At 73.8% G+C, this 12,120-nt stretch carries 10 protein-coding genes and 2 pseudogenes; 6 read left to right on the plus strand and 6 right to left on the minus strand.

Annotated features, from left to right (window positions below; genetic code table 11):
* Window positions 1-298: 298 nt before the first annotated feature.
* The 5 genes and pseudogenes from HUT16_RS36175 (at window position 299) to HUT16_RS36190 (ending at window position 7,232) form a co-directional block, all read left to right on the plus strand.
* The gene (locus HUT16_RS36175; protein WP_254898169.1) at window positions 299-3,781 is read left to right on the plus strand and encodes a discoidin domain-containing protein; all 3,483 of its coding nucleotides are present in this window, start codon (window positions 299-301) and stop codon (window positions 3,779-3,781) included.
* Between the two features lie 154 nt (window positions 3,782-3,935).
* Window positions 3,936-4,394, plus strand: a pseudogene (locus HUT16_RS38985) (discoidin domain-containing protein); the annotation flags it as partial.
* Window positions 4,395-4,448: 54 nt separating this feature from the next.
* Window positions 4,449-5,321, plus strand: a pseudogene (locus tag HUT16_RS38990) (DUF1996 domain-containing protein); the annotation flags it as partial.
* 103 nt (window positions 5,322-5,424) lie between these two features.
* Complete coding sequence (locus HUT16_RS36185) at window positions 5,425-6,006, plus strand: hypothetical protein (protein ID WP_176192226.1); 582 nt, start codon at window positions 5,425-5,427, stop codon at window positions 6,004-6,006.
* A gap of 176 nt (window positions 6,007-6,182) precedes the next feature.
* Window positions 6,183-7,232, plus strand: a complete 1,050-nt coding sequence (locus tag HUT16_RS36190) for a LacI family DNA-binding transcriptional regulator (RefSeq protein ID WP_176192227.1) — start codon at window positions 6,183-6,185, stop codon at window positions 7,230-7,232.
* Window positions 7,233-7,449: 217 nt separating this feature from the next.
* Here HUT16_RS36190 and HUT16_RS36195 read toward each other — a convergent pair whose 3' ends face one another.
* Window positions 7,450-7,611, minus strand: coding sequence for a hypothetical protein (locus HUT16_RS36195; RefSeq protein ID WP_176192228.1), 162 nt, complete (start codon window positions 7,609-7,611; stop codon window positions 7,450-7,452).
* Here HUT16_RS36195 and HUT16_RS36200 point away from each other — a divergent pair.
* A complete protein-coding gene (locus HUT16_RS36200) occupies window positions 7,610-8,200 on the plus strand; it encodes a hypothetical protein (RefSeq protein ID WP_176192229.1) in 591 nt (196 codons plus the stop codon). The two genes, HUT16_RS36195 and HUT16_RS36200, sit on opposite strands and share 2 nt — an antisense overlap.
* Window positions 8,201-8,258: 58 nt before the next feature.
* Here HUT16_RS36200 and HUT16_RS36205 read toward each other — a convergent pair whose 3' ends face one another.
* The 5 genes from HUT16_RS36205 to HUT16_RS36225 all read right to left on the minus strand — a co-directional run bounded on the left by HUT16_RS36205 (window position 8,259) and on the right by HUT16_RS36225 (window position 11,782).
* Window positions 8,259-8,528 carry a hypothetical protein gene (locus HUT16_RS36205; protein WP_176192230.1) on the minus strand — a complete coding sequence of 90 codons (270 nt, stop codon included), beginning with the start codon at window positions 8,526-8,528 and terminating at the stop codon, window positions 8,259-8,261.
* A 188-nt stretch (window positions 8,529-8,716) separates the two neighbouring features.
* A complete protein-coding gene (locus HUT16_RS36210; protein ID WP_176192231.1) occupies window positions 8,717-8,953 on the minus strand; it encodes a ferredoxin in 237 nt (78 codons plus the stop codon).
* Window positions 8,950-10,221 carry a cytochrome P450 gene (locus HUT16_RS36215; protein ID WP_176192232.1) on the minus strand — a complete coding sequence of 424 codons (1,272 nt, stop codon included), beginning with the start codon at window positions 10,219-10,221 and terminating at the stop codon, window positions 8,950-8,952. Before HUT16_RS36215 ends, HUT16_RS36210 begins: the two co-directional genes overlap by 4 nt.
* 247 nt (window positions 10,222-10,468) lie before the next feature.
* Window positions 10,469-10,873, minus strand: a complete 405-nt coding sequence (locus tag HUT16_RS36220) for a RidA family protein (protein WP_176192233.1) — start codon at window positions 10,871-10,873, stop codon at window positions 10,469-10,471.
* A 108-nt stretch (window positions 10,874-10,981) separates the two neighbouring features.
* A complete protein-coding gene (locus tag HUT16_RS36225) occupies window positions 10,982-11,782 on the minus strand; it encodes an ATP-grasp domain-containing protein (protein ID WP_254898170.1) in 801 nt (266 codons plus the stop codon).
* Window positions 11,783-12,120 lie beyond the last annotated feature (338 nt).

Here is a 12,120-nt window from a genome sequence, read left to right on the forward strand (position 1 = left end):
GCTCCTCGCGGGGGATGGCGTAACAAGACCCCGGGATGCTCTCGCTGGGAGAGCGCTCTCCCGGGGTGGCATCCGGAGCTTGGCCGCTCCACCCGCCCCCCGTCAAGGGGCTGGCGCGCAGAACATCGCAGCCACACCAGGGTTTTGGTGAAGTTTCGCTGACAAACAAGTTGTCGCCGCCCTTGACACGGATGAAACAACGGGGCAACCATCACTGGCGTAGTGAGAGAGCGCTCTCCCTGATCCGGGCACCGGCCCTCGACGGTGCCGCCCCCACCCCACCCGATCGGGAGCCCCGATGCCCGCCCCACCCCTGCACACCCCCCGGCCCGTCCGGCCGGCCCCCTCCGCACCGCCCGTCCGCACCCTGGCCGCGGCGCTCGCCGCCGCCCTGGTCGCCGCCCTGGTCCTGCTGCTGCCGGCCGGCCGCGCCCAGGCCGCCCCCGTCCTGCTCTCCCAGGGCAAGACCGCCACCGCCTCCAGCACCGAGAACTACGGCACCCCCGCGTCCAACGCGGTCGACGGCGACACCGGAACCCGCTGGTCCTCGGCGAATTCCGACCCGCAGTGGCTGCAGGTCGACCTCGGCGCGCCCGCCGCCCTCAGCTCCGTCACGCTGCGCTGGGAGGCGGCGTACGCGAAGGGCTACCAGATCCAGCTGTCCACCGACGGCACCACCTGGACCACCGCGTACACCACCGCCAACGGCGCCGGCGGCACCGAGACCGTCCCGGTCACCGGCACCGCCCGCTACGTGCGGATGTACGGCACCGCCCGGGCCACCGGCTACGGCTACTCGCTCTGGGAGTTCCAGGTCTACGGCGCCACCGGCGGCGGCGACCAGGGCTGCGGCACCGCGAACGCCGCCCAGGGCAAGACCGCCACCGCCTCCAGCACCGAGAACTACGGCACCCCCGCGTCCAACGCGGTCGACGGCGACGCCGGCACCCGCTGGTCCTCCGCCGCCGCCGACCCGCAGTGGCTGCAGGTCGACCTCGGCTCCGCGCAGAGCGTCTGCGGCACCTCCGTCACCTGGGAGAGCGCCTACGCCAAGGCGTACCGGATCCAGCTCTCCACCGACGGCACCACCTGGAACGACGTCTGGACCACCGCGAACGGCGCCGGCGGCACCGAGAAGCAGGACTTCACCGGCACCGCCCGCTACGTCCGGCTGTACGGCACCGCCCGGGCCACCGGCTACGGCTACTCCGTCTGGGAGTTCCGGGTGTTCACCGGCGGCGGTAGCAGCTCCGGCCCGAGCTCCAGCCCCAGCCCCACCCCGAGCGGCAGCCCCACCGGCACCACCCCGCCCGGCAACTGGAACACCGTCTTCAGCGACAACTTCGCCGGCGGCTCCGGCAGCGCCCCCTCCGCCGCCAACTGGACGGTGCGCACCGGCACCTCCGAGCCCGGCGGCGCCGCCAACTGGGGCACCGGCGAGATCCAGAACGACACCGCCAACCCCGCCAACGTCGCCGTCGACGGCAACGGCCACCTCAACCTGACCGCCGTCCGCGACGGCGCCGGCAACTGGACCTCCGGCCGGGTGGAGAGCAAGCGCGGCGACTTCGCCGCCCCCGCCGGCGGACAGCTCTTGATCTCCGCGCAGATCAAGCAGCCCGGCGTCGCCGACGGCACCGGCTACTGGCCGTCCTTCCGCGCCATCGGCGCCAACGACCGCAGCGGCGGCTGGCCGGCCACCGGCGAGACCGACATCCTGGAGAACGTCAACGGCCGCAGCCAGACCTCCGCGACCCTGCACTGCGGCACCGCCCCCGGCGGCAACTGCAACGAGTACAACGGCATGACCAGCGGACTCGCCTCCTGCCCCGGCTGCCAGAGCGACTACCACACCTACAGCCAGGTCATCGACCGCACCGTCAGCGACGAGCAGATCCGCTGGTACCTCGACGGCCGGCAGATCTGGCAGGTCAACGAGTCCCAGGTCGGCACCACCGACTGGAAGAACGCCGTCGACCACGGCTTCAAGCTGGTCTTCAACCTCGGCATCGGCGGCTCCTTCCCCGACAGCGTCTGCGGCTGCACCACGCCCAGCGCCACCACCACCTCCGGCGGCGCGCTGTCCATCGGCACCGTCACCGTCGCCACCACCACCGGCACCGCCCCCGCGGCGCTCACCGACCCGCCCGTGCCCACCGGCAAGAGCACCGTCAAGGTCACCGGCAGCCAGGGCAGCTGGGGCCTGAGCGTCAACGGCCAGCCCTACCAGCTCAAGGGCGTCACCTGGGGCCCGGCCCAGTCCACCGCCGACGCGCACATGCGCGACCTCAAGGCGATGGGCGTCAACACCCTGCGCACCTGGGGCACCGACGCGGGCAGCAAGCCGCTGCTGGACGCCGCCGCCGCGTACGGGCTCAAGGTCGTCAACGGCTTCTGGCTCAACCAGGGCGCCGACTACGTCAACGACACCGCCTACAAGAACAGCACCCTCGACTCCATCAAGCAGTGGGTGACCACCTACAAGGACCACCCCGGCGTGCTGATGTGGGACGTCGGCAACGAGGTCATCCTCACCACCCAGGACCACGCCTACAACGGCGCCACGGTGGAGCAGGAGCGGGTCGCCTACGCCAAGTTCGTCGAGCAGGTCACCCAGGCCATCCACGCCATCGACCCCGACCACCCGGTCACCTCCACCGACGCCTACACCGGCGCCTGGCCGTACTACAAGCAGTACGCCCCCAGCCTCGACCTGCTGGCCGTCAACTCCTACGGCGCGGTCTGCAACGTCAAGCAGGACTGGATCAACGGCGGCTACACCAAGCCGTACATCGTCACCGAGTCCGGCGACGCGGGCGAGTGGGAGGTCCCGAACGACGCCAACGGCGTCCCGACCCAGCCCACCGACACCCAGAAGCGCGACGGCTACACCAGCGCCTGGAACTGCATCGCCGGCCACACCGGCGTCTCGCTCGGCGCCACCATGTTCAACTACGGCACCGAGAACGACTTCGGCGGCACCTGGTTCAACCTGATCCCCGGCGGCTGGAAGCAGCCCGCGTACTACTCCGTCGCCAAGTCCTACGGCGGCAGCGCGAAGTCCGGCAACACCCCGCCGGTGATGCCGAACGTCACGCTCAGCAAGACCTCCGACGTCCCGGCCGGCGGCACCTTCACGCTCAGCTCGCCCGCCACCGACCCCGACGGCGACCTGGTCCGCTACCAGCTGTACTACAGCTCCAAGTACGTGGACGGCGGCACCGGCTTCAGCCAGGTCCGCTTCACCCAGACCGGCGACGGCCAGTTCACCGTCACCGCGCCCAAGACCCTGGGCGTCTGGAAGGTCTACGTCTACGCCTACGACGGCCACGGCAACGTCGGCATCGAGTCCAAGTCCTTCCGGACCGTCGCCCCGACGCCCAGCGGCACCAACGTCGCCAAGGGCAAGACCACCACCGCCTCCACCTACCAGGCCGTCGGCAACGGCGCCCCCTTCCCGCCGTCCAACACCACCGACGGCAACTGGTCCACCCGGTGGGCCAGCGAGTGGGCCGACCCGCAGTGGCTCCAGGTCGACCTGGGCCAGACCACCTCGTTCAAGCACGTGCAGCTCGGCTGGGAGTCCGCGTACGGCAAGGCGTACCAGATCCAGACCTCCAACGACGGCACCAACTGGACGACCGTCTACACCCAGGCCAACGGCACCGGCGGCATCGACGACATCGACGTCAACGGCAGCGGACGCTACGTCCGGGTCAACATGACCCAGCGCGGCACCGCCTACGGCTACTCGATGTACGAGTTCGGCGTCTACGCCTGACCCGCCGGCCGTGAAACGGGGGGCGTCCGGCCCGTGCCACCGGACCGGACACCCCCACCCCCCACAGACCCCCGGTGCCGCGCGGCAGGGAGCGCCGCGCGGCACCGGGCCCCCCACCCACCCTTCCTCTTCCGGAGGTCCGATGAAACACCGCATGTCGCGCGGCGCGCCCCACCGCACCGCGCTCGCCGGTGCCACCGCCGCGATCCTCGCGGCCGGTGCCCTCACCGGCGGCGTCCTCAGCCAGCAGGCGGTCGCCGCGACCGACCCGCTGATCAGCCAGTCCAAGCCGGTCACCGCCTCGTCCGTGGAGAGCGCCAACTTCCCCGCCGCGGCCGTCGCCGACAACAACCTCGCCACCCGCTGGGCCAGCGCCTGGACCGACTCCCAGTGGGTCCAGATCGACCTGGGCGGCACCGCCAGCATCAGCCACGTCGAACTGGACTGGGAGGCCGCGTACGCCAGCGGCTACCAGGTGCAGACCAGCAACGACGCCGCCACCTGGAACACCGTCTACACCAAGGCCAACGGCACCGGCGGCACCGAGCAGATCGACCTCGCCGGCAGCGGACGGTACATCAGGCTGAACCTCACCAAGCGGGGCACCGGCTACGGCTACTCGCTGGAGGAGTTCAAGGTCTACGGCCAGGTCTCCACCGCCACCACCGGCTACGTCCTGGCCAACCCCCAGGTCACCGGGGCCACCCCGGCCACCGGGAACCCGCCGCACGCCTACTTCCACGAGTTCCAGGCCAACTGCACCGCCACCCACGACCTGCCCGACGACCCGATCGTCTACCCGGGCAAGCCCGGCGCCTCCCACATGCACACCTTCATGGGCGCCCTCAACACCAACGCCAACTCCACGCTGGAGTCGTTGCAGGCCAGCACCACCAGCTGCCTCGCCCCCGGCGACAAGTCCGGCTACTGGATGCCCACCATGTACGACGGCAACACCCCCGTCGACCCGGTCGGCCTGCAGACCATCTACTACAAGAGCGGCATCAACGACTACACCGCCGTCCGCCCCTTCCCGGCCGGCCTGCGGTTCGTCGTCGCCAGCCCGAACGACAGCGCCACCGACTTCGCCACCCACCCCGGGTACGTGGCCGGCTGGGAGTGCGGTACCAGCTACCACACCTCCGACCTGCCCACCAGCTGCCCCGGCGGCGGCCAGATCGGCGTCCGCTTCCAGGCCCCCAGCTGCTGGAACGGCCTGTACCTGGACACCCCCGACCACAAGAGCCACATGGCCTACCCCATCGACGGCGTCTGCCCCGCCGACCACCCGGTCGCGCTGCCGATGATCGAGTTCAAGATGGCCTTCCCGGCCAACCTGGACCACCTCGCCCAACTCCACCTCTCCAGCGGACGCGGGTTCTCCTTCCACTACGACTTCTTCAACGCCTGGGACGCTCCGACCCTGGCCGCGATGGTCAACCACTGCATCGTCGGCGGCCTGCAGTGCGACCCCCGCGGCTACGACCAGAACCAGCCCGGCAAGGGCGCCGCGCTCAACGAGCAGTACCTTCTGCCGTAAGCCCTGAGCCGTAGCCCCACCGCGGAACACCGGCCCCGCCGCCACGGACCCCCACGTCCGGCGGCGGGGCCGGCCCGCGCCCCACCCCCACGGAGGACCACCGATGAGGCTTCGCCACACCGCCGCGCTGCTCCTGCTCCCGCTGCTGGCCGCCGCCGGCTGCGGATCGGGCGCCGCCCCCGGCGCCGACGCGGCACCCCCCGCCGCGAGTTCGCCCGCGAGCGCGGCCGCGGCCCCCTCGTCCGGCGCGCCCGACCGGCCCTCCGACGCCACCTCGATGATCTGCAACCCCTACTTCCGGCAGGAACTCGCCGGCGCGCTCGGCACCGACATCACCCAGCCGCTCGCCCCCACCTGGGAGAAGCGGGTCTACAGCTGCGAGTACCACTACGCCGGAGCCAGCATGACCCTCTCGGTCAAGGAACTCCCCGACGCCGCCACCGCGCTCGCCCAGTACGACGGGCTGCGCGGCAGCGCCGGCGCCGTCACCGACCTCAACGGCCTCGGCGAGGCCGCCTACAAGCGGGCCGACGGCACCACCGTGGTCCGCAAGGACAGCTTCGTGCTCACCGTCGACGTCGCCAAGCTGCCCGAGACCTTCGGCACGCCCCCGCGCAGCCGCGCCGACGTCGCCGTGATGACCGCCACCACGGTGATGATCTGCTGGCAGGAGCACAGCTCGTGAGCGGACGCCCACTGACGGCGGGCCGCGGCCGGGGGGCCGACACCCCCGGCCGCGGGCCCCGGCCCGGCCCGGAGCAGGCCCCCGGCCGGGCCCCTGAGCATGCCCCGGGGCAGCCGGTGGACCATGCTTCGGAACGGGTTGGGAGAGCGCTCTCCGAGCGTGCTATAAAGGGCCTCATGAGCAGCGAAGCCCTCAAGCGCGCCACCACCCTGGAGGACGTGGCGCGGGTCGCGGGCGTCTCCCGGGCCACCGTCTCCCGCGTCATCAACGGCGTCCGCAACGTCGACCCCGCCATCCAGGGCGCCGTCCGCCAGGCCATCACCCGCACCGGCTACGTCCCCAACAGCGCCGCCCGCTCGCTGGTCACCCGGCGCACCGGAGCCCTCGCCCTGGTCATCTCCGGCAGCGACGCCCCCGAGACGCCCGACCACCACGTCGGCGGCGAGATCTTCGCCGACCCGTTCTTCGGACGCGTCGTCAGCGGCGTCTTCACCGGCCTGCGCCCGCTCGACCTGCACCCCGTCCTGATGCTCGCCGACAGCGCCGAGGCCCGCGACAAGGCGCTCACCTACCTCCGGCAGGGCAACGCCGACGGCGCGATGGTGGTCTCCACCCACAGCCGCGACCCGCTCCCCGCCCAGCTGCTCGCCGCGGGCATCCCCACCGTCCTGTTCGGCCGCCCCCCGACGCCGCTCTCGCTCTCCTGCGTCGACCTCGACAACCGCGAGGGCGGCCGGATCGCCGCCGACCACCTGACCTCCCGCGGCCGCCACCGCGTCGCCGCCATCTCCGGCCCGCTCGGCGTCCGGGCCGCCCGCGACCGCCTGTCCGGCTTCCGGGAGGCCATGGCCGACCACGGCATCCACCAGCTCCCGCACGTCGAGGGCGACTTCACCCGCGAGGACGGCGAGCGCGCCATGACCTCGCTGCTGCGCCGCTACCCCGACCTGGACGGCGTGTTCGCCGCCAACGACCTGATGGCCCAGGGCGCGCTGGCCGTCCTCGCCGAGCACCGGCGCCGCGTCCCCGAGGACATCGCGGTGATCGGCTTCGACGACTCCTCCGCCGCGACGGCCGGCCGGCCCCACCTGACCACCGTCCGCCAGCCGGTGGAGGAGATGGCCGCCGAGATGACCCGCGTCCTGCTCGACCACCTCGCCCGGCCCGGCCGCGCCGCCACCACCGTGCTGTTCGAGCCCACCCTGATCGAGCGCCAGTCCGCTTGAGCGGCGGCCTGAGCAGCGGCCTGAGCGGTGTCGACCCGGTAGGGACGGGCAGGGCCCGGTAGGGATCGGCGGGACCCGCTCTGGCCGGAACTCCGGTGGCAGCCGCCGCCGGGCAGGACCGGCCGGTTCGGCGGAACCGGCCGGTCCGGTGGGCGGGGACGGGAGGAAGCAGGCGGCGGGGACGGGGCTCCGCGTTCCGGGTCGTTCCGGTGGGCCGTCACCGGGCTCGCGCTCCGGCCCGCACCTTCCACTGCGCCGCGTACCCGCCGGTGCCGTGCACCGGGAACAGCCGGAACCGCTCGCCCGTCACCTCCAGGTCGATGCCGCCGTCGCCCCCCGCCGGGGCCGCCGACCGTCCGTGGGCCACAATCGGGGACATGGATGTCATCGAACTCCTGGAGGACGCGGGCCTGTTGGTTCCCGAGGCCGCGGCCGGCCCGAACGACCCCACCGCGCGCGAACTCTGGGACCTCCTCGCCCACGACACCTGGGAGGGCACGTTCACCCTGCTGGAGGAACTCGGTGCCGCTCCGCCGCTGCCGCCCGACCGCTGGGCCGCCCTGGCCGCGGCCGCCGAGGAACTCCACCACGCCCGCAGCGCCGCCTGGTGCCACTGGCGTTGTGGCGAGGCCCGCGAGGACTTGGTGATCCGGGCCGAACTCACCCTCCCGCCCGCCGCCGAGGGCCCGCGCCGGACCTCCTTCGACGGGGCGGGCGTCCTGCGCCCGCTGTGGGACATCGGCCTGCGCGCCCCCGACGGCGGACCGGACACGGCCGTCGCCGCCCTCTGGGTGGAGCACGTCCCCCGGCTGGGCCCCGGGGAACGCGCCACCGTCCGGCTTCGCCCGCTCACCCCCGCCCGCTGGCGCGGCTTGCGTCCCGGCCGGCGGATCACCATGCACGAGGGCCGCCCGGTCGTCGCCACGGCCGTTGTTCTGGAGGCCCGCCGGGTGCACGGCCCGGCCTGAGTCGGGGCGGGGGTGGGGGCGGGGTGGGGGCGGGGTGGGGCCTTGGCTGGGGCGGGGTTCAGCCGCCGTTCCGGGCGATGGTGACGATCTGGTAGACGATGAAGGCCACCGCGCCCGCGCTCAGCAGCATGATCAGCGGGCCCATCTTGCGGTTGTCGCCGAGCACCAGGAGGCTGCGGGCGTCCTGGCCCTTGCGGGCCAGGTCCTCGACGACGGCGCGGTTGCGGGCGGTGTAGTGGGTGGCGACGCCGCGGAAGTCCACGAACAGGGCGAGGCCGAAGCAGAAGAAGCCGAGCGGGAACAGGCCCAGCAGGATGAAGATCAGCACGGCGGCGAGGATGGCAGGGGGAGCGGCCGCCGTCCAGGGGGTTTGGCCGAAGCTTTACCCGGCGGTGCGGACTCCTGTGTGGTGTGACCTCCTCGGCGGTGCCAGCTCCTTGGCGGTGCGCTCCCGGGCCCCGGCGGCCGGGTGGTCGGGGACGGCCGCCGGGGTGACGGGGGGTCACCGGGCGGCGGTCACCAGGCGGGGGCGACCAGCTCCCCGGTGGTGGCGTCGCGGACGGTGATGGCCTCGACCGGGCACATCTCGGCGGCCTCGGTCAGCTCGGTGGAGGCCGCGGTGGCCGGACGGGCGGGCGTCGCGCGGCCGTCCGGCGACAGGACGAGGTCGGCGGGGGCGGTGCGGGCGCACAGGCCGCTGCCGATGCAGCGGACCCGGTCGACCGCGACGACCAGCTGCGGGGCGTCGCTCACCAGGCCACCTCCAGCCGCAGCGGGCTGCGGGTGAGCAGGCCGGTGCGCCACTCGATCCGGTCGACGGGGGTGGCCAGCCGCAGGTCGGGCAGGGCGCGGGCGAGGTGGTGCAGGCCGAGTTCGAGCTCCATCCGGGCCAGCCAGGCGCCCAGGCAGTGGTGCGGACCGGCGCCGAAGGTCAGCGACGGGGTGCCGAGCGGGGCGAACAGGTCGAGCGGGCCCGGCGGGTAGACCTCCGGGTCGGCGTTGGCGGCCGTGGTGTCGGCGGCGACGATCGCGCCCGCCGGGATGACCACCCCGCCCACCTCCACGTCCGCGGTGGCCCGGCGCAGCTGGCCGGGCGCGTTGACGCGGTCGCCGAGCGGGACGGTGCGCAGGATCTGCTCGGTCGCGGCCGTGGCCGCCGCCGGGTCCTCGCCGATCCGCCGCCAGGCCCCGCCGACCGCGTCCGGGTGCTCGGCGCGCTGCGGGTGCTCGGCGCGCTGCGGGTCGAGCAGGTACACCAGGGCGTTGCCGAAGCTCGTCATGGTGGTCTCGTGCCCGGCGATCACCAACCCGATGGTGAGCGAGGTGATCTGGGCCTCCGTCATCTCCCCGGTCTGGTCGGCGGCCCGCACCAGCGAGCTGACCAGGTCGTCGCCCGGGTTCTTCCGGCGCTCCAGCACCAGCCGGTGCCCGAACTCGCCGAACTCCCGGATCGCCGCCGCGATCTCCTCGGCGCTGTACGCCGTGGTCGACAGCGCGTGGTCGCTCCAGTAGCCGAGCCGGTCGGTGTCCAGGCCCTCCAGCTCCATCAGCCGGCTGATCACCCGCACCGGCAGCGGCTTGGTGAGCGCGCCCACCACCTCGGCGGGCGAGCCGGACGCGACCAGGCCGTCCACCAGCTCCCGCACCACCCCGTCCACCCAGGGCCGCCAGCGCTCGATCGCCCGTGGCGTGAAAGCGCGCTGGACGGTGCGGCGGATCGCCTGGTGGCCGGGGCCGTCGCTGTTCAGGATCGACGACGGGTCGTCCAGGATGTTCGGCGTCAGCACGGTCGGCGGGGCGTCCGGCGCGTACAGCGAGGCCCGGCCCAGGGCCGGGTGGGCGAGCGCCTGCCGGACGTCGGCGTGCCGGGTCAGCACCCACACCGGCGTCCCGGTCGGCAGCACGGCCTGCCGGGGCGGCCCGGCCTCGCCCCGCAGCAGGCAGTGCAGCGGCACCAGCGGCGCCGGCGGCCGTCCGTCGGGGGTGCCGACAGCCGCGTCGGTGGTCGCGTCGGTGGTCATCCGTCCTCCTGGCAAGACACCTGCAAGTCCGAGGGCGCGGCCGGACGGCAGCCCCTCGCCTCCGACCGTATGCGCCCGCACCGCCCGCGCGTAGGACGCAAACCAGCCACCGGCGCACCGGGCGCTTTCTCCAACTGGCGTTCGAAGCAAGGGTGTTGGTGCGAGTCGACGGGACGCGGTGCGGATCGGCAGGGCACGGTGCGGGCCGCACCGGCCCGCACCGTGCGGCTCACACGGCTCGTGCGGCTCAGTCGGCGACGACGGCCAGTGCCTCGATCTCGACCAGCACGTCGGGCCGGAACAGCGCCGCGACCTGGACGGCCGAACTCGCCGGTGGCCGCGCGGTGTCCACGTGCTCGTCGCGGGCCTTGCGGACGGCGGGCAGGTACGCCACGTCGGTGACGAAGACGGTGAACTTCACGACGTCCGAGAACCCGGCTCCGGCCGCCGCCAGGCAGCGCCGCAGGTTCTCGAAGACCTGCCTGGACTGCGCCTCCGGGTCGCCCGGGCCGACCAGTTCGCCCCGTTCGTCGAACGCGACCTGCCCGGAGACCTGGACCAGCCGGCCCGTCCCGGTGACCACCTGGGTGTAGCCGGTGCCCGGTGCGACGCCCGGCGGCTCGGTGATGTGGGTGAGGTGAGAAGTGCTCATGGCCCCCATCCTCACCTCCACCGGGCGCCGCGCGCACGCGACTTACGGCCGACGACGTCGTCCGGGGTCGTCGTCCGGTGGACCGTGGTCGTTCGTGGATGACGCCGGTCAGTGGACGACGTCGGGCAGGGTGCGCAGGAACGGGCGTTCGGCGGAGGGGAGTTCGGCGAGCGGACCGGCCGCGCGCAGCACCACGTCCAGCACGGCGTTCGGGTCGCAGGCGTAACCACCGCTCGCCCAGGCCGCGTTGGCCTCCACGACGGCCCAACCCCGTTCGGTGCGGCCGAGGTCGACCACGGCGGCGCTCGGCAGCGCGGCGGGGCCGGTGGCCGCCGCGAGCACGTCGGCGGCGAACGCCGCCAGCTCCGGACCGTCCGCTCCCGGCCCCGACTCCAGCTCGGCGACGGCGAGTTCGCCGTCCAGGGCGTAGCGGGAGGCGGCGTGCACCGTGCCGTCCAGGACGAACAGGCGGTACTCGGCCTCGAACCGGACCACCTCGCTGACCAGCACCGGCGTGTCGCCGTCCAGCAGGTCGGGCCCGGGCAGGGCGCCGCCGTCCGGGTACACCCGGGCGGCGAAGTGCTTGTCGGCCGGGGCCTTCACGAAGGCCGGAACGGACCGCCGACGGGCCGCGGCGAGAGTCGTCAACTCGACCCGGCGGTAGGTCACTTCGCGCGGCAGCGCGGCCAGCCAGCCGTCGGCCGGCTCCAGCGGGGCGAGCCCCAGCTCCCGTCCGACCGCGTCGGCGAACAGCGGACCGCCGTACAGGTGGACCCGTTCCCCGAGCAGCTCGCGCGGGGCGCGCCAGGAGGGCGCGGTGAACGCCCGCAGCCCGCGCCGCCCGGCGGCGGTGCGCAGTTGCAGGCCGGTCTCGTTGATCCGGGGTGCGAGGAGCAGGGTGCTGGGCATGCCGGTGAGCATGCCCGCCGGGGACGGCCGTCGGCCAGGGGTTTTCCCGGCCATCGGGGGAGTGGCGGTGCGACGCGGCGCGGCGGGTCAGCCGGTGGTGGCGTCCAGGCTGGGGCTGGGGCTGGGGCTGGAGCCGGGGCCGGGCCGGGGTCGACGGGCACCCGGGCGTCGTGCAGGAGCAGGGTGCGACGAACCGTGACTCCCCCGCCCGGGAGGTCGGTTCGGGCCTGATCCCGGCGGCCGGATCCTCGACCGGCCCGGGGCGTGCCTCGTGCAGCGGTGGGGCGGGGGGCTGTGCCCCGTCCGCACGCGGGGGACGGCGTGGCCGCCGGTGCGGG

The sequence above is a fragment of the Kitasatospora sp. NA04385 genome (assembly GCF_013364235.1).
Taxonomy (GTDB): Bacteria; Actinomycetota; Actinomycetes; order Streptomycetales; family Streptomycetaceae; genus Kitasatospora.

Excerpts from the sequence above, each read along its gene's own strand:
- HUT16_RS36190 (WP_176192227.1), top strand. The coding sequence starts at position 6,183 with ATGAGCAGCGAAGCCCTCAAGCGCGCCACCACCCTGGAGGACGTGGCG.
- HUT16_RS36175 (WP_254898169.1), top strand. The coding sequence starts at position 299 with ATGCCCGCCCCACCCCTGCACACCCCCCGGCCCGTCCGGCCGGCCCCC.
- HUT16_RS36200 (WP_176192229.1), top strand. The coding sequence starts at position 7,610 with ATGGATGTCATCGAACTCCTGGAGGACGCGGGCCTGTTGGTTCCCGAG.
- HUT16_RS36220 (WP_176192233.1), bottom strand. The coding sequence starts at position 10,873 with ATGAGCACTTCTCACCTCACCCACATCACCGAGCCGCCGGGCGTCGCA.
- HUT16_RS36185 (WP_176192226.1), top strand. The coding sequence starts at position 5,425 with ATGAGGCTTCGCCACACCGCCGCGCTGCTCCTGCTCCCGCTGCTGGCC.
- HUT16_RS36195 (WP_176192228.1), bottom strand. The coding sequence starts at position 7,611 with ATGTCCCCGATTGTGGCCCACGGACGGTCGGCGGCCCCGGCGGGGGGC.
- HUT16_RS36215 (WP_176192232.1), bottom strand. The coding sequence starts at position 10,221 with ATGACCACCGACGCGACCACCGACGCGGCTGTCGGCACCCCCGACGGA.
- HUT16_RS36225 (WP_254898170.1), bottom strand. The coding sequence starts at position 11,782 with ATGCCCAGCACCCTGCTCCTCGCACCCCGGATCAACGAGACCGGCCTG.